The organism is Synechococcus sp. H55.8 (genome assembly GCF_047462375.1).
Classification (GTDB): Bacteria; Cyanobacteriota; Cyanobacteriia; order Thermostichales; family Thermostichaceae; genus Thermostichus.
Window position 1 is genome coordinate 1 of record NZ_JANSJC010000025.1, and the last position, 23,914, is coordinate 23,914.

At 60.0% G+C, this 23,914-nt stretch carries 23 protein-coding genes; 12 read left to right on the plus strand and 11 right to left on the minus strand.

The features are described 5' to 3' along the window. Positions 1-168: 168 nt before the first annotated feature. From NW862_RS10450 to NW862_RS10460, 3 genes are all read left to right on the plus strand, one after another. Positions 169-1,809, plus strand: coding sequence for a CocE/NonD family hydrolase (locus NW862_RS10450; protein WP_414427159.1), 1,641 nt, complete (start codon positions 169-171; stop codon positions 1,807-1,809). Positions 1,810-1,905: 96 nt separating this feature from the next. After that, on the plus strand, positions 1,906-2,166 hold the full coding sequence (locus tag NW862_RS10455) for a DUF6761 family protein (RefSeq protein WP_414333553.1): 261 nt from the start codon (positions 1,906-1,908) through the stop codon (positions 2,164-2,166). Between the two features lie 88 nt (positions 2,167-2,254). Next, positions 2,255-4,078 carry a hypothetical protein gene (locus NW862_RS10460; protein WP_414427160.1) on the plus strand — a complete coding sequence of 608 codons (1,824 nt, stop codon included), beginning with the start codon at positions 2,255-2,257 and terminating at the stop codon, positions 4,076-4,078. 147 nt (positions 4,079-4,225) lie between these two features. Here NW862_RS10460 and NW862_RS10465 read toward each other — a convergent pair whose 3' ends face one another. Then, positions 4,226-4,864 carry a Crp/Fnr family transcriptional regulator gene (locus tag NW862_RS10465; RefSeq protein WP_414333557.1) on the minus strand — a complete coding sequence of 213 codons (639 nt, stop codon included), beginning with the start codon at positions 4,862-4,864 and terminating at the stop codon, positions 4,226-4,228. Positions 4,865-5,194: 330 nt separating this feature from the next. Between NW862_RS10465 and atpC the strand changes: the two genes are divergently transcribed. After that, entirely contained in the window at positions 5,195-5,602 is a 408-nt protein-coding gene (gene atpC / locus NW862_RS10470) for an ATP synthase F1 subunit epsilon (protein ID WP_414333559.1), read from the plus strand. 103 nt (positions 5,603-5,705) lie between these two features. Then, on the plus strand, positions 5,706-6,236 hold the full coding sequence (locus NW862_RS10475) for a heavy metal-responsive transcriptional regulator (protein ID WP_414427161.1): 531 nt from the start codon (positions 5,706-5,708) through the stop codon (positions 6,234-6,236). On the opposite strand, the gene glmS is transcribed toward NW862_RS10475, so the two are convergent. The 8 genes from glmS to rplI all read right to left on the minus strand — a co-directional run bounded on the left by glmS (position 6,197) and on the right by rplI (position 15,808). Then, on the minus strand, positions 6,197-8,044 hold the full coding sequence (gene glmS, locus NW862_RS10480) for a glutamine--fructose-6-phosphate transaminase (isomerizing) (RefSeq protein ID WP_414337327.1): 1,848 nt from the start codon (positions 8,042-8,044) through the stop codon (positions 6,197-6,199). The two genes, NW862_RS10475 and glmS, sit on opposite strands and share 40 nt — an antisense overlap. Before the next feature lie 135 nt (positions 8,045-8,179). Beyond that, on the minus strand, positions 8,180-9,406 hold the full coding sequence (locus NW862_RS10485; RefSeq protein WP_414427162.1) for an MlaD family protein: 1,227 nt from the start codon (positions 9,404-9,406) through the stop codon (positions 8,180-8,182). Further along, positions 9,406-10,260 (minus strand): ABC transporter ATP-binding protein, encoded by an 855-nt coding sequence (locus tag NW862_RS10490; RefSeq protein WP_414333565.1) that lies wholly within the window; start codon positions 10,258-10,260, stop codon positions 9,406-9,408. Before NW862_RS10490 ends, NW862_RS10485 begins: the two co-directional genes overlap by 1 nt. Before the next feature lie 257 nt (positions 10,261-10,517). Continuing rightward, positions 10,518-11,360, minus strand: a complete 843-nt coding sequence (locus NW862_RS10495) for a TerC family protein (protein ID WP_414368874.1) — start codon at positions 11,358-11,360, stop codon at positions 10,518-10,520. Between the two features lie 249 nt (positions 11,361-11,609). After that, complete coding sequence (gene larB / locus NW862_RS10500; protein WP_414347567.1) at positions 11,610-12,422, minus strand: nickel pincer cofactor biosynthesis protein LarB; 813 nt, start codon at positions 12,420-12,422, stop codon at positions 11,610-11,612. Positions 12,423-12,442: 20 nt separating this feature from the next. Further along, entirely contained in the window at positions 12,443-13,339 is an 897-nt protein-coding gene (locus NW862_RS10505) for a universal stress protein (RefSeq protein ID WP_414333569.1), read from the minus strand. A gap of 117 nt (positions 13,340-13,456) precedes the next feature. Further along, a complete protein-coding gene (gene dnaB, locus NW862_RS10510; RefSeq protein ID WP_414333599.1) occupies positions 13,457-15,214 on the minus strand; it encodes a replicative DNA helicase in 1,758 nt (585 codons plus the stop codon). A 129-nt stretch (positions 15,215-15,343) separates the two neighbouring features. Then, positions 15,344-15,808: a 50S ribosomal protein L9 gene (gene rplI / locus NW862_RS10515; protein WP_414333571.1), complete on the minus strand. Its 465-nt coding sequence runs from the start codon at positions 15,806-15,808 to the stop codon at positions 15,344-15,346. 404 nt (positions 15,809-16,212) lie between these two features. Between rplI and pstS the strand changes: the two genes are divergently transcribed. The 7 genes from pstS to NW862_RS10550 all read left to right on the plus strand — a co-directional run bounded on the left by pstS (position 16,213) and on the right by NW862_RS10550 (position 21,974). Continuing rightward, a complete protein-coding gene (gene pstS / locus NW862_RS10520) occupies positions 16,213-17,289 on the plus strand; it encodes a phosphate ABC transporter substrate-binding protein PstS (RefSeq protein WP_414333573.1) in 1,077 nt (358 codons plus the stop codon). Positions 17,290-17,313: 24 nt separating this feature from the next. After that, positions 17,314-18,282 carry a phosphate ABC transporter permease subunit PstC gene (gene pstC / locus NW862_RS10525; RefSeq protein ID WP_414333575.1) on the plus strand — a complete coding sequence of 323 codons (969 nt, stop codon included), beginning with the start codon at positions 17,314-17,316 and terminating at the stop codon, positions 18,280-18,282. Between the two features lie 6 nt (positions 18,283-18,288). Further along, positions 18,289-19,188 (plus strand): phosphate ABC transporter permease PstA, encoded by a 900-nt coding sequence (gene pstA / locus NW862_RS10530; RefSeq protein WP_414333577.1) that lies wholly within the window; start codon positions 18,289-18,291, stop codon positions 19,186-19,188. Positions 19,189-19,254: 66 nt separating this feature from the next. Beyond that, positions 19,255-20,082, plus strand: a complete 828-nt coding sequence (gene pstB, locus NW862_RS10535) for a phosphate ABC transporter ATP-binding protein PstB (RefSeq protein ID WP_414333579.1) — start codon at positions 19,255-19,257, stop codon at positions 20,080-20,082. Between the two features lie 110 nt (positions 20,083-20,192). After that, complete coding sequence (locus NW862_RS10540; protein WP_414333580.1) at positions 20,193-21,020, plus strand: TlyA family RNA methyltransferase; 828 nt, start codon at positions 20,193-20,195, stop codon at positions 21,018-21,020. Positions 21,021-21,063: 43 nt separating this feature from the next. Continuing rightward, a complete protein-coding gene (locus NW862_RS10545) occupies positions 21,064-21,489 on the plus strand; it encodes a hypothetical protein (protein WP_414333582.1) in 426 nt (141 codons plus the stop codon). A 308-nt stretch (positions 21,490-21,797) separates the two neighbouring features. After that, on the plus strand, positions 21,798-21,974 hold the full coding sequence (locus NW862_RS10550) for a hypothetical protein (RefSeq protein ID WP_414333583.1): 177 nt from the start codon (positions 21,798-21,800) through the stop codon (positions 21,972-21,974). Between the two features lie 165 nt (positions 21,975-22,139). On the opposite strand, the gene sat is transcribed toward NW862_RS10550, so the two are convergent. Both sat and NW862_RS10560 read right to left on the minus strand, forming a co-directional pair. After that, positions 22,140-23,318 carry a sulfate adenylyltransferase gene (sat, locus tag NW862_RS10555; RefSeq protein WP_414333584.1) on the minus strand — a complete coding sequence of 393 codons (1,179 nt, stop codon included), beginning with the start codon at positions 23,316-23,318 and terminating at the stop codon, positions 22,140-22,142. Positions 23,319-23,431: 113 nt separating this feature from the next. Then, positions 23,432-23,803 (minus strand): hypothetical protein, encoded by a 372-nt coding sequence (locus tag NW862_RS10560; RefSeq protein WP_414333585.1) that lies wholly within the window; start codon positions 23,801-23,803, stop codon positions 23,432-23,434. Positions 23,804-23,914: the final 111 nt, after the last annotated feature.

Consider the following 23,914-nt stretch of genomic DNA (forward strand, 5'->3'; position numbering starts at 1 on the left):
GGCAGAGGAAGAGACAAAAATCTCGCCGTAAAGCGGATGGGGAAACCCCACCCGCCTGCGCGGTGGGGTAGTTCATAATGCTTCTATCTCCCGGAATTTTCTATCGAAGAGCTCTCCAGGGATCCCTGTGCCTAGTTCTTCGGCAAATTTCGCTGACCTTACCCAACCATGCTGCCTGTGCGCCCCCGCGAAACCGTTTCCATGTTCACCCGCGACGGGATCCAACTGGATGCGGATGTCTATCGCCCAGAAGGCGGGGGGAGCTACCCGGTCTTGCTGATGCGGCAGCCCTACGGGCGGGCCATTGCCTCGACGGTGGTGTACGCCCATCCGCGCTGGTATGCGGCCCATGGCTATATCGTTGTCATCCAGGATGTGCGGGGGCGGGGCACCTCCAAGGGCTCCTTCTACCCCTTCCGCCACGAAGCTGAAGATGGGTTTGACGCGGTCAACTGGGCGGCTGCTTTGCCAGGGAGCAACGGTGTGGTGGGCATGTACGGCTTTTCTTACCAGGGCATGACCCAACTCTATGCCGCCTCCAGCCGTCCCAGCGCCTTGAAGGCCATCTGCCCGGCGATGCTGCCCTACGATCTCTACGCCGATGCCGCCTACCCGGGGGGAGCCTTTGCCTTCTCCAACAACCTCAGTTGGGCGCTGCAACTGGAAGCTGAGGGAGCCCGCCGGCGGGGAGAGGCCAACGCTTACCAGGCCCTCTTCAAAGCCTCCCGCAACTTGCCCCTCTACGATCCCATCCCCCTCAAGCCGGGCGTGCTGCAGCAATACGCGCCCCAGTCCTACTACTTCGACTGGCTGGAGCACAGCGAACCCGACGACTACTGGCGCCAGCTCTCCCCTCGGCTAGAGGTGGTGGATCTGCCGATGTTGCACATTGGCGGCTGGTTTGACAGCTATCTGAGTGGCAGCCTGCGCCTCTACAGGGAGATGAGTGCCCGCAGCCAAAACCCGCAACACCTGATCATCGGCCCTTGGGCCCACCTGCCGTGGGGGCGCAGGGTGGGGGCGCTGGACTTTGGCCCCGAGGCCGTCAGCCCCATCGATCGGCTGCAGGTGCGCTGGTTTGACCAGTTCCTCAAAGGCAAGGACACCGGGATCCTCCAGGAGCTGCCGGTGCGCCTATTCGAGATGGGATCCAACCGCTGGCGCAGCTTAGAGGCCTGGCCCACCCCGGAGCCAAAAGCTTTTTACCTGCACAGCACCGGCCTGGCTGCCCTCTCCGAACTTGAGGGATCCCTCCGCCCGGAACCCCCACTGAGGCAACAGTCGGATACTTTTGTTCACGATCCCTGGCGACCGGTGCCGGCTTTGGGGGGTCACCTGGTTTATCCTGCCGGGCCGCAAGAGCGCTCTGCCCTCGACTGCCGCACCGATGTTCTCACCTACACCACTCCCCCTCTGGAAACCGACCTCCTCCTGGCGGGGGATATCACGGCAGAGCTCTACGTCGAAGCCGACAGCCCCAGCTTTGATCTCTGTGCCGTGCTCTCCGTGGTCAGGCCGGACGGCCAGGTGTACAACTTTTCCCAGGGCTACCGCCGTCTGCGGGATCCCCAGCCCAATGCCCCCATCTCAATCCCCTGTCAGCCCGCCTGCATCCGCATTCCCCGCGGCCACGCCCTGCGTCTCAGCCTCAGTGCGGCCTGTTTCCCGGCCTATTCCGTCAATACAGGTACGGGGATGCGGGAAGAGCGGCTCATTGAGGCCCGCATTCTCACCCTTACTCTTCACAGCGGCGGCGACACCCCCTCACGGCTGCACCTTCCCATTGTCGAGGGGAGTTGGGGGGAGTAAAAGCTTAAGACCCTACAGCTTCCCATCCCTTCGCAACTCCTGATCACAAACAGATATCAAAAGTTAGGATAGAAACAAGCAGGGCAAGGGAACACCATGTTGCAAGACCCGAAGTTGATCCGGCATTATCAGGCTTTGACCGACGCGCTGGTGGACAGTTGGCATCGCGGCTATCGGCGCACCGACGAGCTGCGCCTGCTGGTGGATGGCTACCTGCTGGCTCTGCGAACTGGCAAGCAATTGCAGCCTTTTGAGATCTACCGCCTTGAAGACGAGGTCAACCGCTTCCTTTACGACCCGTCCAACTTCATGGAGCCGGAACTGGAGCGAGAGACGGAGCCGATGCGGGGTTATTGATACTGCATAGAGAGGGGCCGGGGGCGAGGGATCGAACGCCGCCAGGTGCCTGATAGGCTGGGAAAGATTCGGTTCCTCATTCCAATCTATGGCGGTTTGGGATACGCTGGCAACTTCCCGGCGTCCGGCTCTGCTGGGATCCGGCCTGGGCTTGGGCATAGCCCTGATCCTCTGGTACGGGGTGCTTGGCTACCACGTGCTGCAGATGGGTATCTGGCTGCTAAGTATCCTGCTGGTGGGGCTGTATGTGGCCCAGTTTCCTCCGGCTCAGCTCCCTTGGGATCCGACGCGGCTGCGCTGGCGTCAGGAGCTGCTGCACCTGGGGCTGCTGGCGCTGGTCTTCGCCCCCATCTACCTCTACGACCTGGCCAACATCCCTTTTCAAATCAACACCGACGAGATCGTCATCACCTCCATGGCGCGGCGGGCCTCAGGAGTGCGCTACCCCGATATCTTTGGGCTGATGCCGGAGTATTTCTATTTTCCCCGCTTTATGTTCAGCCTCTTCGGCGGCCTGACGCGGCTGATGGGGGGAGTCACGCTGGTGAATGTGCGCACCGTGCATGCCGCCTTCGGGGTGATCACCACCCTGGTGGCCTACGGGTTTTTTCGCGCCTTCTGGGGATCCCGGCTGGCCTTGGCGGGGGCGATCCTCTTGGGATCCAACCACGCTCTGCTGGGCATCAGCCGCATGGCGATGCGAGAGAATCTGATTGTGCTGGTGGAGTGTGCAGCTCTAGCCTTGATCTTAAAGGGCGTGCGGGAAAAAAATCCCCTGCTTTTGTATTTGGGGGGAGGGGCAGCGGCCTTCTCCCTCTACGGCTATCTGCCGGGGCGGGTGGTCATCCTGCTGGGGTTGCTGTTTGGCGGCCTCTACCTGCTCCTGGGCCGGGAGGATCTGCAGGAGGGGAATAAGCAGGTCAACCCCGTTTGGGCCCTGGCCAAGCTGACGCTGCCGGCGGCGCTGGGTTTTTTTCTGGTGGCCGCACCTATCTTGGTGGCCACGGCTACTTCTCCGCCGGCCAGCACCGAGTATGCCCGCCAGCAATTTCTCTTTTTCCCGGAAGGGCGGGCGCTGCAGCAGATGTGGGTCAATGCGGCTACACCAGCCGAGGCGGTGTGGCGCAACATCCGCAACGGCCTGAGCATGTTTAACGACCCCGGCCAGCACGACCGGGGCTATATCTACCCCAACTATGGCCATGCCTTTGTGGATCCGCTGACGGGGGTTTTGCTCTGGCTGGGCTTGGGATCCGGCCTCTACCGCCTCTGGAAGGGGCGCAGCCAACCCCACGACTGGCTTTGTATGGGCAGTTTCCTATTTCTCTATCTGCTGTTTAGCTTGGCCATCACCAAAGCCCCCAACTATACCCGCCTGCTGGTGATCCTGCCCTTTGTAGCCTACCTAACCCTGGAAGGGATCCAGGCGCTGGTAGCTCTCCTGGGACGTTGGGGATCCTCAGGGAGGAAGTGGCTGCCGGCAGTGGCGATGGCGGGGGCGATCCTGGTGATCGGGGGATGGAACTTGGCGATTTTTGGGGATTTTGTTCACAAGGGCTGGATCCAGGGCAACGATGTGGGAGCTACCGGGCGCTACGTGGCGGCCCGACAAGGGGATCCCGACCACCGCTTTTACCTGGCAGCCAGCGCCGCCTACCCCTATTTCAGTTGGGGAGAGCCTATCTATTGGCAGAGTTGGATCCAATTTTTTGCCGGGCCGGGACAGCAGGTGCAGGTCTTTTCCCCTGAGGCCTTGCCCACCCAAGACCTACAGCCGCCGTTTACCCTGTTCCTGAACCAGGGGGTATGGGATCAGCAAGGGGCAGCGCTGCAGCGGCGCTTTCCTCAAGGCCGGTTGCATCGGATCCCTGCCGAGCGGGGGCTGTGGGCCTTTGAAGTGGTGGATGCTTGAAGCGCTGGGCCAGCCGACCAAACTCTGGGTTGAGCTGGCCTTAGCAAATCGGCAGGAAGCCCCGCGCTCTTCCGAACAGTATGTGCTGTGGTGGGACCAGTAACCCTAAGGCGATGAGGCTGGGAGAATCCTTGCCCTTTGGGGCTGTCAAGAGGCGTGCCCAAGCTTGATAACCAGGTGGCGGTTCTTGTCCACCGCGATCCAGCCTTGCTGGCGGAAACGGTTCAAAAGACGGGTGATGGTGACGCGGGTGGTGCCGATGGCATTGGCCAAGTCTTGGTGGGTAAGGCGCACCTGCAGGCGCACCCCCGTCGCCACCGGGGATCCCAACTCCACCGCCAATAGGGAGAGCAACTGGCGCAGCCGCTCTTCCACCCGCCGCCGCCCGGCTAGGGCCAGCAGCGCTTCGGTTTGGCGCAGCCGCCGCACCACCTGCTTGAGCAGCCCTTGGCTCAGGGTTGCTGAGGCTTCCACCTCGGCTGCCGACAGCCGCAACACGTCAACCGCCGTCAATGCCTTGGCCTGGTAGGGATCCAACATCGTCAGCGGGGATCCCAGCGGCATGGAGGGGCCGGCAAATCCCAACAGCGCCTCGCCGCCATTGGGATAGAGAGTCGTCAACTGTACCACGCCCCGACAGACGATCACCCATTCATCCGCAAACAAAGGGATAACCTGTCCAGGACTGTAGGGAGATAAGCTGCGGCCTCGGTAGAGATCTTCTAGTAGTTGACGCTCCCGTGTAGGCAGGCCGGCAGCAAAATGGCCGGGCATCGTTTCAGGCATAAACTGGCTCCGCTAGAGCAAACTGAGCACACTGGTCGTTGGGCTTTCTCCTGCGAACCCACAGCAGCGGGGTTGGCCATCAGTGCTGAGTTCACGGCAAGAGACAGGTGTTCCCGACAACACCATACCGCTTGCCTTCCCGACTGAAGTAAAGGCAAGGTTATGCCTAGGTTAAGTCTCGCTCACTATGCCGTTACAGGGGGGGGACATCGTCCCGCTTCGCGAACGGTCTTGGGCTGCGCAGGGATCCCCCGACCGAAGTCGGCGGGAGTGTCGATGTGATCCAGTAGGATCTAAGGATGTCCAGCTCAAGCCTCTAGGAGATCTGCCGTGACGCTGATGGTTCGCGTGATTACTCCCGACCGCATCGTTTGGGATGCCCCCGCTGAGGAAGTGATCCTCCCTGCCACCTCAGGTCAATTGGGCATCCTCACCAACCATGCTCCTCTCTTAACTGCTATCGGCAATGGAGTCATGCGGGTCAAGGCCGGTGGCAAGTGGTCGGCCATTGCCGTGATGGGCGGATTTGCGGAAGTGGAAAATAACGAGGTAACCGTTCTGGTTAACCGCGCCGAGCGGGGAGAAAAAGTGGACAAGGCCGCAGCTCAGGCCCTCTTGGACGAAGCGAGCCAAGTTTTGAATACCAGCAGCGACAAGCAGGAGCGTTTGCAGGCCAAGTTGGATCAGCAGCGGGCCAGAGCCTTGATCCAAGCCGCCGAGATGGGCAGCAAAAGCTGAGGTATTCCCGCCTCTCTCAGCAGGAGCCAATTTGGTCTCGGCAGGGGATCCGGCTACGGGGCTGGCTTTGTTAAGCTGAAGCTTCTGGGGAGCTGGTGGTGCTATGTTCAGTCCTGCAATTGCCGTTCGCGTCAGCGGGACGGAATCCTTTAGCGCGTCGGCCAGCTTGAAGATTGGCCAGGTGGCAGCAGCGGCGGGGTTGCCGGTGCGCACGGTGCGCTACTACGAGTCGCTGGGCCTGCTGCGGCCAACGGTGCAGCGGTCGGAGTCCAGCTATCGCCTCTTCCATCCGGCAGTGCTGGGGCGGCTGGCCTTCATCCGCCGCTGCCAGAGCCTAGGGCTAAGCCTGGAAGAAATTGGCCAGATCCTGCAGCTCCACGACCAGGGGGAACAGCCCTGCCCGGAGATCCGCCAACACCTGCAGGAGAAGCTGCGTCAGATCGAAGAGCGGATAGCGGAGTTGCAAACTCTGAAAGGCCAAATTGAAAGCCTCCTCTCCGATTGGCGGATCCCAGCGGGATCTCCAGCCGAGGATGACGTGATCTGCCCGATTTTACAAAAGCCAGAGGCCGGCCCTGACAAGGTCGGCAGCCACTACTCGACGGTTACCGACTTGGCCAGGTTGCGGGGTTGATCCACATCGGCCCCGCGGCGCAGCGCCATGGCGTAGGCAAACAACTGCAGGGGGATGACATTTAAAACTGCCGACAACAGGGGTGTGGTGCTGGGCACCTCGATGACGTGGTCGGCCTTCTCCCTCACCTGGGTATCTTCTGGGTTGATCAGGGCAATCACCCGCCCTCCCCGCGCCTGTACCTGTTCGATGTTGGAGAGCATCTTCTCGTAGACGGGATCGCGGGTGGCAATACACACCACCGGCATGCGCTCGTCGATGAGGGCGATGGGGCCGTGCTTCATCTCCCCTGCCGGGTAGCCCTCCGCGTGGATGTAGCTGACCTCTTTCATTTTCAGGGCCCCCTCCAGGGCTATGGGGGCGTTGACCCAGCGGCCCAGGTAGAGCATGTCGGCGACGTGGTGGTACTGTTCCGCCAACTGGTCGTAGAGGGCGGCATCTTTCAGGAGCAGGCTGATCTTGCCCGGCAGCTCGATCAAAGCTTGCAGGTGGGATCGGATCTGGGCCGGGTTGAGGATCCCTTTGGCCTGGGCCAGTTGCAGGGCCAGCAGGTATCCCGCCACCAGCATGCCGGTAAATACCTTGGTGGAGGCGACGGCGATCTCCGGCCCGGCGTGAATGTAGAGAACTCCGGCATCCGCCAGGCGCGTGGCCTGGGATCCGATGGCGTTGACGATGGCCAGGGTGGGGATCCCTTGGGCGCGGGCCTCGCTCATGGCCGCCAGCGTATCGACGGTCTCGCCCGACTGGGTGAGGGCCACAAGCAGGCTGTGGGGGCGCAGCACCGGCTGGCGGTAGCGAAACTCGGAGGCATGATCCACCTGCACCGGGATGCGGGCCAGGCTCTCGATAAAGTACTTGAGCACCAGACAGGCGTGCCAGGCGGTGCCGCAGGCCACGGCATGAATCTGCTCCGTCTGGGCCAGTTGCGCCTCTGTTAGCGCCAGCTCCTCTAGAGTCACCCGCCCCTCTTCCAGATCCACCCGCCCCCGCAGCGTATCGGTGGTGGTGCGCGGCTGCTCGTAGATCTCTTTTTGCATGAAGTGCTTGTAGCCGCCCTTGGCCGCCGAGACGGGATCCCAGGCCACCGTGAGGGGGGTTTTGCGCAGCTCCTCGCCGCTGATGCGCAGGTAGCGCACGCTGGAGTCGGTGAGGATGGCCATCTCCCCATCTTCCAGAAACACCACCCTGCGGGTGTGGCGGACAATGGCGGGCAGATCCGAGGCAACGAAGTTCTCCCCCTCCCCTTCGCCGACGACCACAGCGCCGGCGTTGCCCAGGCGGGCGGCAATCAACCGATCCGGCGCCTCCCGATCCAAAGCCACCACGGCATTTCCCCCCCGCAGTTGCCCCATGACTTTGCCAAAGGCCGTCTCGAAGCAGCCCAGCTCCTCGGTGTAGAGGCCCAGCAGTTGGGCGATGACTTCGGTATCGGTTTGGGAGCGAAAGCCAACCCCTCGCCGCAGCAGCTCTTCCTTCAGCTCCAGGTAGTTCTCGACAATGCCGTTTTGGATGACCACGATGCGCCCGCGCGCGTCGCAGTGGGGGTGAGCATTTTCTTCGCTAACACCGCCGTGGGTGGCCCAGCGGGTGTGGCCAATCCCCACCTTGGCCGTGGGCATGTTGGCGGTAAGCTTCACCAGCAGGTTGTGCAGCTTGCCGGTGGCCCGCACGATCCTCAAGCCCTCTTCTGGATCCACCGTGGCAATGCCGGCGGAATCATAGCCCCGATATTCCAAAGTGCGCAGGCCCTCCAAGAGGATAGGAGCCGCCCACTGAAAGCCCACATAGCCGACAATGCCGCACATTCCTCACACCTCAACCTCAGCCACGCCAGCGGTGCAAAGCACCCTATCCGCAAAGCCTACCCCAGCTTCCGGATCCCTTCAATGGCTTTTGCCGCCGCTGCGGGAGCAGACCTCGGCAGGGATCCTGGCTTCCTCCTAGGGAACGGGCTGCTGCTCCTCAAGGGCCAGGGCAAAAGAAACGGGCGCAAAACGGAAGCGATACTCTTGGGCTGCAGCAGGCTGGATCCCGTCTTCTGTTCGCGTAAGCGGGCCGGAGGCCTTAGGGGCGCTGGAGACCAAGTTGCTCAGCCCCAGCACCAGCTCTCGCAGGCCGCGGCGAAACTGGGGATCCCCCGTCAGCTCGTCGATATCGGCGGTGATCTTTTGCGCATTCTGGAAGGTGATGCGGGCCGAGTCCAGGGTTTGGCGCAAGGTCGCCAGGGTGCCCGGATCGTTGAGGTTGGCGGCAATCTGCTGCAGGTCTTCGGTAGCTTGGGACACGTTCTCCGCCGCCGCTCGCACCTCGGCCAGGATCTGGCGCACATCCGCCTGGAGTTGCGGATCCGTCAGCAGCGGGCGAACCGCGCTCGACATGGCTTGCAGATCGGCGCTCACCTGCTGGATATTTTCCAGGGCGGCACGGAGAGAGGTGCGGTTCTGTTCCACCAGAAGGGTGAACTGATCGGCAGCCGCTTGAAAACTGCGGGCCGTTCCTCTCACAGCCCCAGCCGCGTCTTGGATAGCCGTGGCAGCCGAGGTAAATTGCGACAAGTCCAGATCTTCCGTGCGCAGGGCAGCTACTTGCTCTTTTACAGTTTCTGAGAGATCGGCCACGCTGTTGGCGACGCGGGTGATCCCTTCTAGGGTGGCGTTGAGGGTAGCGAAGAACTCGTCGTTGTTGATGCGCGTCACCAGCCGATCCACCTGAACCAGCAACTGGCCGAAATCTACCCCCGGTGTGCCCTCCACCCTATCCCCAGCGCAGATGATTTGGCTGCGGTCGCAATCGGCTGCCAGCGGGGATCCCGCTGCCGGGGCATCGCGTCGGGGCAGGATATCCATCACCGTCTCCCCCACCAACCCCGTCTGGGTGGTTACAAACAGGGCGTCGCGGGGGATGGCCAGCGGCTGGTCGATGGCCACCTGCACCTCCACTCGGGCCGCCTGGGGCAAAATCCGCTCCACCCGCCCCACGGCTACCCCCCGCAGCCGCACGCTGGAGCCTTCCGCCAGGCCAGATACGTTGGGATAGGTGACGGTAAACTGGAAGCCGCGGCTGCCGAAGCGCAAGTTGTAGATCCACAAAAACAGCCCGGCAAAGCCCAGCACCCCTGCCAGGATCAACAGGCCCACCGCCCCTTCTCGGATTGCTCGCGAACGCATCACACCTGCCCTGCCACTTGAATCGGCCCTTCTACGCTACCGCTGAAAAATTGCCGCACAAAGGGGTTATCGCACGTTTCGATCTGCTGCACGGATCCCTCCCACTGCACCCGCCCCTGGGCCAAGAGCACGATGCGGTCGGTGGCGCGGTAGATGGTGCTGTGCTGGTGGGTCACCACAATGTAGCTCTCGCAAGCTTTTTTCACCTGCTGCAGATCCCGGATGAGGTCTTCAATCACTGTGGAAGCAATGGGATCCAGGCCCGCCGTGGGCTCGTCGTAGAGCAGCAGTTGCGGCTCGTCCTGGGGCAGAGAAGGATCCTCCATAATAGCGCGGGCGAAGCTGGCCCGTTTGCGCATCCCCCCCGAGAGCTCCTCCGGCAGGCTGTTCTCCTTACCCGCCAGCCCCACTGCTTCCAGCTTGGCTGCCACCAGCTCCCGAATGCGTGCCCGCGGCAGCCGCGAGTGCTCGTAGAGCAAAAACCCGACGTTTTCCTCCACCGTCAGCGAGTCGAAAAGGGCCGCCTGCTGGAATACCATGCCTACCCGCAAGGGGGGAGTGCAGTGGCCGGCCTGAATCTCCGGCAGGGGGATGCCGCACCAGAGCACTTCGCCAGCGTCGGGCTCTGTCAGGCCAGCGATGATGCGCAACAGAGTTGATTTGCCAGTGCCGGAAGGCCCCACTAGCCCCAGAGCGTCGCCCCGATGTACCTTTAGATCGACTTGGTCAAGCACCAGCGTGGTTCCAAAGCGCTTGGAGACCTGCCGTAGCTCCACCAAGGGTACGGGATCTCCCTTCCCCGCTCCAGACTGGGGTTGGGGACTCTCCGCCGGCGGCTGCTGTTGGCCGTTCATGCTGGTGCCAATGTCCTTTCTGAAGTACTTCGCCCAACACTTCCAGCAGAGCTGCAAGATCAGGGTGCCTCCCTCCCGTGGCTTGCGTTCCATTGCTAGTTTAAGAGCCGTCGCACTACGCGAACAACTTGCTGCTGTTGCCTCCAGCAGCCAAGGCTACGGAGCACCTGCCAGCCTTCGTCTCTTAGGCTTAGATCCTCCTTCTCCACCAGACCTCCCAGGCCCAGGGATCCGGAACAAGCTGTCCGTGAGGCCCCTTAGTCCGGCTGTAGCTCGGGAGCAGGCTCGGCCTCAGGCAGGGGGGCTAGGCTGGCAGGGATCCCTTCGGTCGGGTGCAACTCTCTGAGATCGGCCAGGGTCGGCTGCGGCTGTTCATCGGCTGCCGCGCAGGAGCTTGTACGCTGCGAAAAGCCCCAGACAAACAAAGGCAGCACAGCCACCACCATCCCCCATTCCGGGAGCTCAACTTGGGGGAAAAACACCTCCAGCAGCATGAGGCTTCCCACCAGGGCGATGATGGCAAAGGCAGCATCTTCTAGGCGGGAAAACTCATCCAGCCAGCGCAAAAACAAAGAGGCCATGTAGCGCATCAAGGTGATGCCGAGAATGCCGCCGAGGATGATCACCCAAGCCTTGCGGGAGACGCCCACCGAAGCGGCGATGCTGTCGAAAGAAAAGACTAGATCCGTTAGCTCTACCATCACCAGGGTTTGCCAAAAATTAGCCTGGCGGGTGATGTCTTGCTCGGATCCTTCTTCTTCCCCGCAAAAATGCTGCCAGGCCAGCCAGAGCAGGTAACAGGCCCCGAGAAACTGAGCGGGCGGATACTCCACCAGCCAAACCGCTGCAAACACAATGGCGATGCGAAAACCATAGGCACCGATAATGCCCCAGCGCAAAGCGCGATTTTGTTGCTGAGGAGTGGGCAAATGCTTGACCAAAGCCGCCAGGGCAACGGCGTTATCGGCGGAGAGGGCCGCTTCCAAAAACACCAGAGCCACCACCAAAAAGAGATCTGTCCAAGTGAAGGACTGAATTATCCCTTGAACAAAAGCCACAGTGGTATCTATTGCCTCAATTGACATAGCAGCAAGCTTCATGTAACCCGGTAAAAAATCGTTCGTTCAGTGCAGCTAACCCCAGACCGCTATCCCAGATCTATCGACAACCCCTTCCAGGAGATTTTTAGGGTCGTTGTCGTTGAGGAAGCGCCCCAAAGACACCTGACAAAAGATACCTGGAGAAGGGATCCATCCCTCAATTCTTGGCAACAGCCTCCCAGCGGAGAAATCCAAAACCCCAGCATGGCCCGAGTATAGCTTGTCCGGCTCAGGATCGTTTTACATTTCTTAACCTTCTCTCTCCTCAGGGGGGGCAGGCGAAGGCAATCGCGCCGCCAGCCGTTGTCCACAGCGTAGGATCTGGCCTGCCAAAATGGCCGCCCCAAAGCCGTTGTCGATGTTCACCACTCCCACCCCCGCTGCACAAGAGTTAAGCATGGTCAGCAGGGCGGCCAAGCCCTGAAAACTGGCCCCGTAGCCGATGCTGGTGGGCACGGCGATTACCGGACAGTCCGCCAGGCCGGCTACCACGCTGGCCAAGGCCCCTTCCATGCCCGCCACCACGATCAGCACATCGGCTTCCAGGGCGGCGCGGTGGTGCAACAGGCGATGGATCCCGGCCACCCCCACATCCCAGAGGCGCTTGACCGCAAACCCGCAAAGCTCGGCGGTGAGAGCGGCCTCTTCGGCCACCGGCACATCGGCGGTGCCGGCGGAGATCACGCTAATCTGGCCGGGACGGCGGATGGTCTGCTGGGCCGGGATCCAGCACAGGCGGGCCACTGGAGAATACTGCGCCTGGGGCAAGCGGCAGCGGATCTGGGCATAGACCGAGGGATCGACGCGGGTGGCCAAAGCCAGGGATCCCTGCTGGTGCAGCCGTTCCAGGATCTGGGCAATTTGCTCAGGGGTTTTGCCCGGCCCCCACACCGCTTCGGGAAAGCCCGTGCGCAAGGGGCGGTGGTGATCCACGCGGGCGAAGTCCCCCACCGTCTCGAAGGGCAAAAAGCGACAGGCTTGCAGGGCTTGTTCGGGAGAGAGCCTCCCTTGAGCCACCGCCTGCAACAGTTCTTTCAAGGTTTGGTCAGAGGAAAGGGGCATAGAAAAAGGATTGGGCAGCTCTACTGGGCCAAAGACCCGCGCGGGAAAAACAACACCGGATGCCAACTTTGCCGCAGGATCTCGCCGGTGAGGCTGCGAACCGACCACTCCCAAAAGCTGCCCACCCGCGGAGAGGCGGTGGCGATGGCAGTTACGTCCTCGGCAGCAGCGGTGGCCAGGATCTCCTGCAGCGGCGATCCCACCCGTACCAGAGCCCGCACCTGCAGCGGCTGCACCTGCTCGTTCAACGGCCCGACTACCTGAGCCAAATCGGCCTCAGCCTTGCGTTTGAGCACCTCCACCGGCGTTCCCTGGTTGCGGCGGGCGCCGGGATCCACCACATAGAGCAGGGTAACCGATTGGCACTGGGAAGTCCCCGGCAGCAGTTGGCCGAGACGGCTGAGCAGTTGCCGGCGCGGCTCCTCAAAGTCAAAAGGCACCAGGAGAGAGCGAAATAGGTGGCGGCTGCGCAGGCGCAGCTCCTCGAGGGTAAAGACGGCCAGCAGTTGCGGGCGCATCACCAGCAGGGGGATGTTCAACCTAGGCAGCAGCTCCACGGTGGTGCTGCCAAACAGTTTTTCCGTGAGCAGGTTGTGGATCCCCATGCCTGTGATCAGCAGGTCGGAGCTGTAAGTTTGGATCCCTTTTAAAATCAGATCCACCGGCTGGCCCACCTGCACCAAAACCTTAGCCTCCAGCCCCTCCGGAATGGTGCCCAAAAGCTGGCGAAACTGGGCTTTCTTGGTTTCTATTTTGGGGGTGGGGTCTTCGGGAAGGCCGATATCGTCATCTTTCCAAATCAGGCTGTGCAAGAAAACAAGGCGTTGAATGCCGTTGCTGTGTAGGGCATCTAAGCACTTGCCAAACCTTTGCAGGCCATCTTGGCAATCGGTTGCAATTAAAACGTTTTTAAACATGAGGGGATAAAAAGGGCAGTGGCCGAGCTCGGCTGAAGCTGTCAGCTATCCTAAGCTAACATTCCTCTGTCCTGCTCTTGGAATTGCCGGAGGAACCAGGCACCAGCGGGTTTGCCTTTAGCGATAGGGATCCGCCAGGTTGCGAAACTGGGTGTACTGGCTTTCAAACAAAAGGCGCACGGTGCCGGTGGGGCCGTTGCGATGTTTGGCGATGATCACCTCGGCAATGCCGCGATCGCTGGTGTTGGGATCGTAGTACTCCGGGCGGTAGATCATCATCACCACATCGGCGTCCTGCTCGATGCTGTTGTGCACCAGCAGGCCGTTGGCCACAAAGTTGTGGTGGCGGGGCATTTCGATGTCGTAAACCGGCTGGGGCTCCCCCGGCTCGCTAATCGACACCACCGGATCCCAGATCAACCCTTCCTGTACCACCACCGCCACCTCCTCTTCCAGTTGCAGCTCGTCGAGGGGTTTCCATCCCTCTGACGTCAAGAAAGGATGGTTGCCGGTGGCGTGAATGGAGAAGTTGAGGCGGGTTTTCAAAAGACAGGTGGGCTGCCGGCCACTGCAAAACACCTTCACCGGCTGTTGGGGCACCAGGCGCCCGCGCCCGTTGAGGCTGAGCAGGCGGGGCAGTTCTGCTGAGGCTGGCAGGGCCGCCAGTTGTTCCAGCCGCCAGAGCTTGCCCCGATCCACGTCCATCACCTGGGTATCCCCCGCCAGGCAGCCGGATTCCCGCAAATCCGCCAGTTGCGGACGCTTATCAGAGCGCGACTCCACTGCCCGGCTGAGCTGAGAGAGCACCAGCACCGGCACCATCAGCTCTTTGGCCAGCGCCTTGAGGCCGCGGGTGATGCGCGACAGCTCCTGTACTCGGTTGTCGGCGGCGGATGCCTGCATCAGTTGCAAGTAGTCGATCAACACCAGCCCCAACGTTCCTCCTTGCTCCGCCTGCAAGCGCCGCGCCTTAGAGCGAATCTCCGTAACGGTGCAATCGGGAGTGTCGTCGATAAACAGGGGCAGTTGCGACAAAAAGCCAATCGCCTGCCCCAGACGCTGCCACTCGTGCTCGCTGATGCGCCCCGCGCGCAGGCGGCTGCTGTCGATGCGGGCCTCGCTGGCCAAAAGCCGCTGCACCAGTTGCTCCCGCGACATCTCTAGGCTGAAAATGGCCACCGGCTGCCTGACGTAGGCGGCTACATTTTGGGCAATGTTAAGGGCCAAGCTGGTTTTCCCCATCGAGGGGCGACCGGCCAGGATCACCAGATCCGAGCGTTGCAGGCCCTGGGTCAGGTTGTCGAGGTCGATGAATTTGGTCGGGATCCCAGGGATCTGAGCCCCGCTCTGGAACTTCTCCTCCAGATCCGAGAAGATGTTCACCAAAACCTCAGAAGCAGGGATGAGGCTGCGCTGCACTCGCTCTTGGGTGAGGCCAAACACCTGCTGCTCCGCCTGATCCATCACCTGAGACAGGGGCTGGCTGGTGTCGTAGGCCAGACGAGCCAGGGTATTGCTCACCTGGATCAACTGGCGGCGCATGTACTTGTCCACCACCAGGCGGGCGTACTGGTCGATGTTGACGCTGCTAACCGTTTGCTCCAGCAGACGACGAATTGCCCCTGTCCCCCCCACCCGCTCCAGAAGGTGGTGATCCGCCAGCCAGGCAGAAACCGTCATCAGATCGGTGGGTTGGCCTTGGCTGTGCAGATGCAGGGCAGCCCGGTAAATCTCCTGGTGGGCCGAGAGGTAAAACATCTCGGGACGCAGGAACTCCACCACCCGCGCCAATGCCTCGGGATCGAGAAGAATAGCCCCCAGGATCTCCTCCTCAGCCTCTATGTTTTGAGGCGGAAGCCGATCCCCACCCGTCAAGTCGTAATCGCTAATCACCACAAGCCAGGATAGAAAAACCAACCCAGCCTCTCGGCCATACGCCTCAGAGCAACGGGCTCAGTGAGCATACCCGCCGGCCACAGAGCCTCTCTCCGCGGATCCCTGCTCTCAGTCAGGCGTGACCTGAATGCGCAGCGTAGCCGTTACTTCGGGGTGTAACTTGACCTGCACGGGGTAAACCCCGGTTTTTCTGATTTCTTCATTAAGCAGGATGTTGCGGCGATCGATATCGAGGCCGCTGGTAGCCAGCACCACCTCGGCAATGTCGCTGGTGGTCACCTGTCCGAAAAGCAGATCGTTTTCGCCTACCTTCTTGCGGATGACAAAGCGACCGATGGTCTCCAAAGCCTTTTTGTAGTTTTCCGCCTGCTGCTTCTCCGCCAATTTGCGGGCAGCTTCCTGCTCCCGGCGCATCTGCTGCTCCTTGAGAAGCCCAGGTGTAAGCCGCACCGCCATCTGCCGCGGGAAAAGGTAGTTGCGGGCATAGCCAGGCTTGACGCTCACCACCTCTCCGGGGCTGCCCAAGCCAGGGATCGCCTGGCGCAGCACAACTTGCACATTGCGTTTAGACATGGAGGAAAGCACTGATTTTCTCGACAGCCTTTCATTCTAAGCATTTGCCAAGCTGATGTCAGCCCAAAGAGCTCGGAAAACTCAGCCGGCCCCAGAGCCCAGCCGTAGGCCCTTGAATCCGGGGGTCTTCACGCCGCGTTTCTTCGATCGATGGTGTTCTCCGCTGCAAGGGATCCCTGGAAAGAGCGACAAGGGGGGCTAGCTGTAGTCAGAAATAACCTGATTTTAACCTCGCGTTAACCAAAAAGGATGAACGTTATATTACATTAACGACAAGAACCAGAGTGGCAAGGATCTTTAACAGGATCCCTTGTTTTTTTGAGATCAGCCCGGCTTGAGCAGGTTCTGAGGTTAGAGCACTCAGAGTTGGATCGAGACACCATCTTCATCTGGGAGATTTCTGTATGTTGATGCTGCGCTCCTTGGGACGTCGTTCTTTCCTGAAGTCTGTCTCTGCCACTGTTGCTGGGTTTGCGGCCAGCCAGGCAAATTGGCAGCGGGTATTTGCTCAGCAGACCGTAACCATCAACGGCGCTGGAGCTACTTTCCCGGCTCCCATCTACCAAACTTGGGCTCAGGAATTTGGCAAGAAAAACCCTAACATCCAAGTCAACTATCAGTCGGTGGGGAGCGGTGCCGGACGGCGGCAATTTGTGGCTCGCACTGTCGATTTCGGCGCCAGCGACAGTGTGCCCCGTCCCGAAGAGATCAGCCAGATCGAGAGTGAAGCCAACCCTCCCAAGGGCATGGTGGCCGTGCCGATGGTGGGGGGGGCAGTGGTGCCAGCTTATAACATCCCCGGCGTGGGCCCCGAAATTCGCCTCTCTCGCCTGGCGCTGGTGAATATCTTCTTGGGCAAAATTAAGAACTGGAACGATCCGCTGCTGGCCGGCCTTAATCCAGGGGTGACTCTCCCGGATTTGCCGATTACCGTTGTGCACCGCTCCGACGGCAGCGGCACCACCGACATCTTTACCACCCACCTCAACGCCATTAGCCCGGAATGGCGGCAAAAAGTGGGTCGTGGCTCTTCCGTGAACTGGCCAACCGGGGTGGGAGCTCGCGGTAACGAAGGCGTTTCCGAGCAGATTAAGCAGATCCCTGGCGCGATCGGCTATGTAGAGTTCGGCTTCGCCAAGCTCAACAACCTGAACATCGCTCGCCTGGAAAACCGGTCGGGCAAGTTCGTCACCCCCAAAGTTGAGACGGAGCAGGCAGCGCTGGCCAAAATCAAGCTCGACGAGCGGCTGTTGGGGGTTGACCCGGATCCCGCCGGGGAAGACTCCTACCCCATTGTGGGCTACACGTGGATCTTGGCCTACAAAGTCTACCCCAAAGCTGAAACCTCCAAAGCTGTCAAGGAGTTTCTCCGCTACGGCCTCACGGAAGGGCAATCCTTCGCGGAGCCGCTGGGCTATGTGCCTTTGCCGGAAGAAACGCGGCAGAAAGCTCTGGCTGCTCTGGAAAACATCACTCCGTAGAAGTTTGTACCCCCCACCCGGCAGATGACTACTACTTTTTCGGAGAGCAGTTCTCTATTTCGGCCCCGGCCCGTCTTCCAGCGCCGGCGCGACTGGTTGTTCATCTGGGCAACGCGGATTGCCGTCTTTTTCTCGGCTTTGCTGCTGTTGTGGATTGCCCTGGAGATTGGGATTCAGTCGCTACCTGCCATTCAGAAGTTCGGGCTGGGCTTTCTCTGGGGCACCACCTGGGATCCTGTTGAGAACAACTACGGCGCTTGGCCCCAGATCTACGGCACCCTGGTGACTTCTCTGATTGCCCTGATCGTGGGCGTTCCTTTTAGCTTCGGCATCTCCATCTTTTTGAGCGAGGACTTTTTGCCCAAGTCTTTGCGCACAGTCTTGATCATCGTGGTGGAGCTGCTGGCAGCCATTCCCAGCGTGGTCTACGGCATTTGGGGGTTGTTTATCTTCATTCCCTTCTTTCGCCCGATTCAGATGTTCTTGTTCCAGAACTTCAGGTGGTTGCCCATTTTCAGTACGCCACCGGTGGGGCCGGGGATGCTGACGGCAGGGGTTGTCTTGGGGATCATGATCATCCCCATCATCACTGCCATTGCCAGGGAAGTGCTGGTGGCCGTTCCGCCGGAGTTGCGGGCGGCTGCCTATGCGATGGGGGCCACTCGCTGGGAAGCCATCTTTGGTGTTGTGCTGCCGGCGGCCATTGGCGGCATGCTGGGGTCGGTGGTTTTGGGTTTGGGACGTGCCTTGGGGGAGACGATGGCAGTGGCGATGCTAATTGGTAATGCCCGCGGTATTAGCGTCTCGCTCCTGGCTCCTGCCAGCAACATCCCGGCCCTGTTGGCCAACGAGTTCGCAGAAGCAGGCCCTGAGCAGGTGGCAGCGCTCATGTATGTGGCCTTGATTTTGTTGGCCATCACTCTGGTAGTTAACATTGCGGCGGAGCTGATGATACGCCGTGTCAAGTTCGCGTTGACAGCTTCGCGGGAGTAGAGGAACATGACGACGCAAGTTCAGGCGGTAGAGCAAGGCAATTTGTTCAAGCGCAGAGCAAAGTCCTGGCGGCGCGTCTTCTTGGATGTAGGAATGACAGCGCTGACAGTTTTCTCCAGCATCTTTGCCATTTTCGTGCTGGTTCTCATCCTCTACTACGTTTTCACCAGAGGCATCGAGCGCTTGAACTGGCAAGCGCTGACCCAACTTCCCCCTCCTCCCGGCGATCAGGTGGGGGGATTTGGCAATGCGGTGCTGGGGACGGTTATTGTGGTGTCGATTGCTATCGCCATCACCTTCCCCATCGGACTGTTTGCTGCCATCTATCTCTCGGAGTTTGGCCAAAACAGCCCCACAGCTTCCTTTCTGCGCTTCATCATCAAGGTGTTGACGGGGGTTCCCTCTATCATTGCCGGGGTGTTTGCCTACGGGGTGCTGGTGCTCTCCACCAAGACCTTCTCCGCCCTTTCCGGCGGGATGGCTCTATCGGTGTTGACTCTGCCCATCATTATCTTGTCTTGTGAAGAGGCGCTGCGCCTGGTGCCGGCAGATACGCGGGCTGCTGCCTATGCGTTGGGAGCTTCGCGGGTACAGACGGTGTTTCGCGTGGTGTTGCCGGCAGCTCTGCCGGTGATCCTGACGGGGGTGACGTTGGCCATTGCCCGCGCTGCGGGTGAGACAGCGCCTCTGATCTTCACTGCTTTGTTTAGCTTCCTCTGGCCCAGCGGTCTGTTAAAGCCAGTAGCCTCACTGGCTGTGTTGATCTACAACTTTGCCCTCGTTCCTTTTGAAAACCAGCAGAAGATCGCCTGGGGAGGGGCTTTGGCTCTGGTGATTTTGGTGTTGATCACCACAGTCAGTTTCCGGCTCATCGTCAGTCGTCGGCAGGAAACCATCACCATCTAATCCCTCTCACCTGTTGCTTTAACCCAATCTAGGCTTTGCAGTGACGTTATCTCCTTCGGTACTCCTATGCGCTCTCCACTCTCTGACAAGTCCGGCTCTCCTGAGAAATCCACCCGTTTGGAGGTTGAACTAGAGACGCGGGATTTGAGCGTCTACTACGGCTCCCACCTAGCGGTTAAGCAGGTTTCCCTGAAGATCCCGAAAAATCACATCACAGCCTTCATTGGCCCCTCAGGCTGCGGCAAGAGCACCATCTTGCGCTGCTTCAACCGCATGAACGATCTCATCCCGGGAGCAAGGGTAGAAGGCTCGGTCATTTTTCACGGAAAAAATATCTACGACCCTGATGTGGATCCCTCTGAGGTGCGCCGGCGGGTTGGCCTGGTGTTTCAGAAGCCCAACCCCTTCCCCAAATCTATCTACGACAATATAGCCTTTGGGCCACGGATCAATGGCTATCAGGGGGATCTGGACGAGCTGGTGGAGCGTGCGTTGCGCCAGGCCGTTCTCTGGGATGAGGTGAAAGATAAGTTAAAGCTGAGCGGTCTTTCCCTCTCCGGCGGACAACAGCAGCGCCTCTGCATTGCTCGCACCTTGGCCATTCAGCCGGAAGTGATCCTGATGGACGAGCCCTGCGCCTCGCTGGATCCGATCTCCACGCTGCGCATTGAGGAGCTGCTTAAGGAATTGGGGCGTCGCTACACGATCATCATCGTCACCCACAACATGCAGCAGGCGGCGCGGGTCTCTGACTTTACGGCTTTCTTTAACACCGAGGTGGACGACGAAGGGGTTCGCTACGGACGCATGGTGGAGTTCGACCGCACCGAGAAGATCTTCAACTCTCCCGTCAATCGCGAGACGGAAGAATACGTGAGCGGACGCTTTGGCTAATCCCCCGCCAATTTCTGCTGGCGCCAAGCCAGATCTGGTCGAGAGGGATCCCGCTCTCCTATCCTGAGAAATTGGAAAATCGGGTAGGAGCTGTTAACAGCAGTAGTGAGATGGCCGAGCGGGTGCGCCTGGATAGCTGGTTGGTGGAGCGGGGATATTTCTCTTCCCGCCAGCAGGCCCAGCGCGCCATCCTCGCAGGCGAAGTTCTCCTCAATGGGGTGCGGGCGGAGAAGGCTGGAGCCTGGGTGAGCGGGGATCCCGTAATCCACATCCAGTGTAAGCCTGCTTTTGTCTCGCGAGGAGGAGAAAAGCTGCAGGGGGCGCTGCAAACCTTCTCTGTTCAGGTGCAGGGCCGTATTTGTTTGGATGCGGGCATCTCCACGGGGGGCTTTACCGATTGCCTACTCAAACAGGGGGCCCAGCGGGTCTATGGGGTGGATGTGGGCTATGGGCAGTTGGCCTGGTCTTTGCGAACCGACCCGCGGGTGATCCTCAAAGAACGAACCAACTTGCGCCACCTGCAGCCGGCCGATCTCTACGGAACCGAGGTGCCCACCCCAAGCTGGGCGGATCTGGCGGTGGTGGATCTCTCTTTTATTTCCCTAACCAAGGTGTTAGATCCTTTGTGGAAGCTGTTGCGGTCGCCGCGGGAGGCTCTGCTGCTGGTCAAGCCCCAGTTTGAGGCGGGCCGAGGCCAGGTGGGCAAAAAGGGAGTCGTGCGGGATCCGGCCATCCATGCCCGCGTGCTGCAGACGGTGATGCAGGCGGCAGTGGCCCGCGGCTGGCAGGTGCAGGGCTATACCTGGTCGCCCATCACCGGCCCTGCCGGCAACATCGAGTACTGGCTCTGGCTGGCGGAAGGAGAAGGGATCCCTCTCCCCGACACCGGTGCGCTACAACAGATGGGCGAACAGGCAAGAATAGCCTTGCACCCATAAAGCGGCACATTTGTCAATACGTCATTATGCTCAATTGAGAACGATGAGCGCAGCCATTGAAGAATTGTTTCAGGAAGGGATCCGGCGCTACGAGGCGGGGGAAGCAGCCAAGACGCTGATCCCTTCCTTTGAGGCTATCTGTAAGGGATCCCCGAAGGCGGCAGCAGCCTGGACTTGCCTGTCTTGGCTCTATCTTTTGGAGGGGCAAGCGGAAAAAGCCCTGAAAGCCGCCCAAACTGCCGTGAAGCTGGATCCGGTGGACGCCCAGCCGCGGGTGAACTTGACTTTGGCGATGCTGGAGCTGAAAAAAACGGGGGTACGCCAGCAGGTGGAGACCATCAAGCAAATCTTGGCGCGGGATCCCGAGCAGATCGAGGGGGTCAAATCCAACTTGGCAGAGGGAGGGAAGCGCCGTCCCGCTTGGCCTCACCTGAGCAAGATGCACCAGTGGCTATTTGAAGAAAATTAGGCAGGCTTGACCCAATTTTGCAACAAGAATTTAGAAAAATCTAGAGCTTGTCAATTTAATCTGCAACTTTTAACAATATTCTCATAGAGTTGGTGCTAGACTTCTCTTACCAAATCGCAAGACGGTATTTATTCACCGCTGTGAGCTAGCTTGCATCACACCCAAGCCTATGGATTGGTTGGGCTTTGAGGAGATGCGAGGGGTTTGGTGCATCCTAGTTCTGTTTGATGTGACACTTCTTGCACTGACTTGCATTGAAATTGAGTCCTGCTTTTGATTTTTTGGCTGTAAATTGGAGGAACTTTAAGATGAACCGTCAGACTGTTTGGGTTAAAGGCGAGACCCGCAACCACCAGGGCCACTTCATCCCTCAATCCGAATATACGTTGGTCGATGTTGACCAAAATGGCTGGGCGCTGATCTGTGTTGACAATGCCCGCTGCTATTATGTGGATCCCGAGCAACTCCGCTTTGAGGCGGGATGAGGTCTGCTGCTGCCCATTGAGAGCTTGCTGACGAGGGTTTCCTAGGAGAGCAGCATCCTCCCCATGCCTTTGGGCGTGGGGTTTTTGTCTCTTTATCAATTTATCAATACATAGGGTCTGGTTGGTCGCAGACCCTTTTGCCTCCACTCAGAGAAATCACAAAAGCTACGACGAACTGCGCTCACGCATGGCTTCGGCCAGCAATTGGGCCACCTCGGGGCGGGAGAACTCGGGCGGGGGGATCTCGCCGCGGCGCAGCATTTCCCGCACCTTGGTGCCCGACAGGTGGATGCGCTGGTGGGGCTGGCTAGGGCTGGTCTTGGCCGTGGCCATGGTGCCGGTGACGGTGCAATAGAAGGCGTGTTCAAACTTGAGGGGGATGATGCCCAGTTCCTCAGGACGGAACTCATCGAAAATGTGCTGGGCATCGTAGGGGCCGTAGTAATTCCCCACCCCGGCATGATCCCGGCCCACAATGAAATGGGTGCAGCCGTAGTTTTTGCGAATGAGAGCGTGGAAGATGGCTTCCCGCGGGCCGGCATAGCGCATGGCCGCAGGGTTGATGGCCAAAATGACCCGCTCCTTGGGGTAGTACTTTTCAATCAGCACCTCATAGCAGCGCATGCGCACCTCGGCGGGAATGTCGTCGCTTTTGGTGGCCCCCACCAGCGGGTGGAGAAACAGCCCGTCCACGATTTCCAGCGCGCACTTCTGGATGTACTCGTGGGCGCGGTGGATGGGGTTGCGGGTTTGAAAGCCGACAATCGTTTTCCAGCCTCTTTCCCGAAACAGTTGCCGCGACTGAGCCGGGTCGATCTGGTAGGCCGGGAAAAGGGGATGGGGATCCCGCTGGAAGAGAGTTACAGGGCCAGCCAAATAGACGGATCCCTGTTCGTAGAGCACCTTCACCCCCGGATGCTGCTCATCGGTGGTGCGGTAGACCTGCTGCGCTTCGCGGGTTTTGTCGTAGGTGAACTTCTCGGTCAATTCCAACAGGCCCAAGAGCCTGCCCTCGCCGTTGGCCAGGGCAATGGTCTGCCCTTCCTTGAGATCGGCGGCTATCTCGGCAGCAACCGGCAGCGTCACCGGCAGCGACCAAGCCAGGCCATTGGCCAGATGCATCGTCTCCAGAACCGACTGGTAATCTGCCCGCCCCATGAAGCCGGTGAGCGGGCTAAAGCCCCCAATGGCGATCATCTCCAGATCCGACTGAGCCCGCTCGTCGAGGTAGAGGATGGGGCAGTGTTCAGCTTTGGAGCGCAGCTCTTGTGCCTGCTCGGGCGGGGCAATGCGGTTAACCAAAGTGCCCCCATGGGGCGGAATGGCATCGCAAGAAACAGTCATCTTCGCCTGGGATGAAGTCATAGCGTGAAGACCAGAACGGCAACCGAGCAGACAGGGATCCCTAACCCTACACCCTTCTTTCCTCGGGTGCAATCCAGGATAGTACCCACTGCCTAGTCCAGCATGTAGGGCGGCATATCTTCGTCGGTGGGCGACACATTGTCGAAGATGGGCCGATTCATGATCTTCTTCTGCGCCTGCAGCGGGGAAGCGGAGGGTTGGGGCCTAGCCGGGAGTGGAGCTTGTCCTCGGCGGCTTTGCAGTTCCTGAATGGTCTTGGCCCGCTCGTCTGCCACCGCCTGCAACTGGGCCAGCGCCTTCTGCAATTCGTCCCGATGGGCAGTGACTTGCTCAAGCTGAGCTTGCAAGGCAGAGACTTTGTTTTGGTAGTCCTGCAAGCGTTGTTGAGCTTCGGCCAGTTGGCTTTTGAGAGTTGCAATTTCTGGCGATTCTGGGGCTGGTTCTGTAGGAGACTGAGAAGACATCGTTGTCGGCTCCTCGCCCGTGGGAGTAGATTCTGCAGAGGTGGGCTCTGAACTGGTTTTAGCACTGGCCTTACGCCGAGTGCGGGAAGTTTCTCCTGAAGAAGGAAAGAG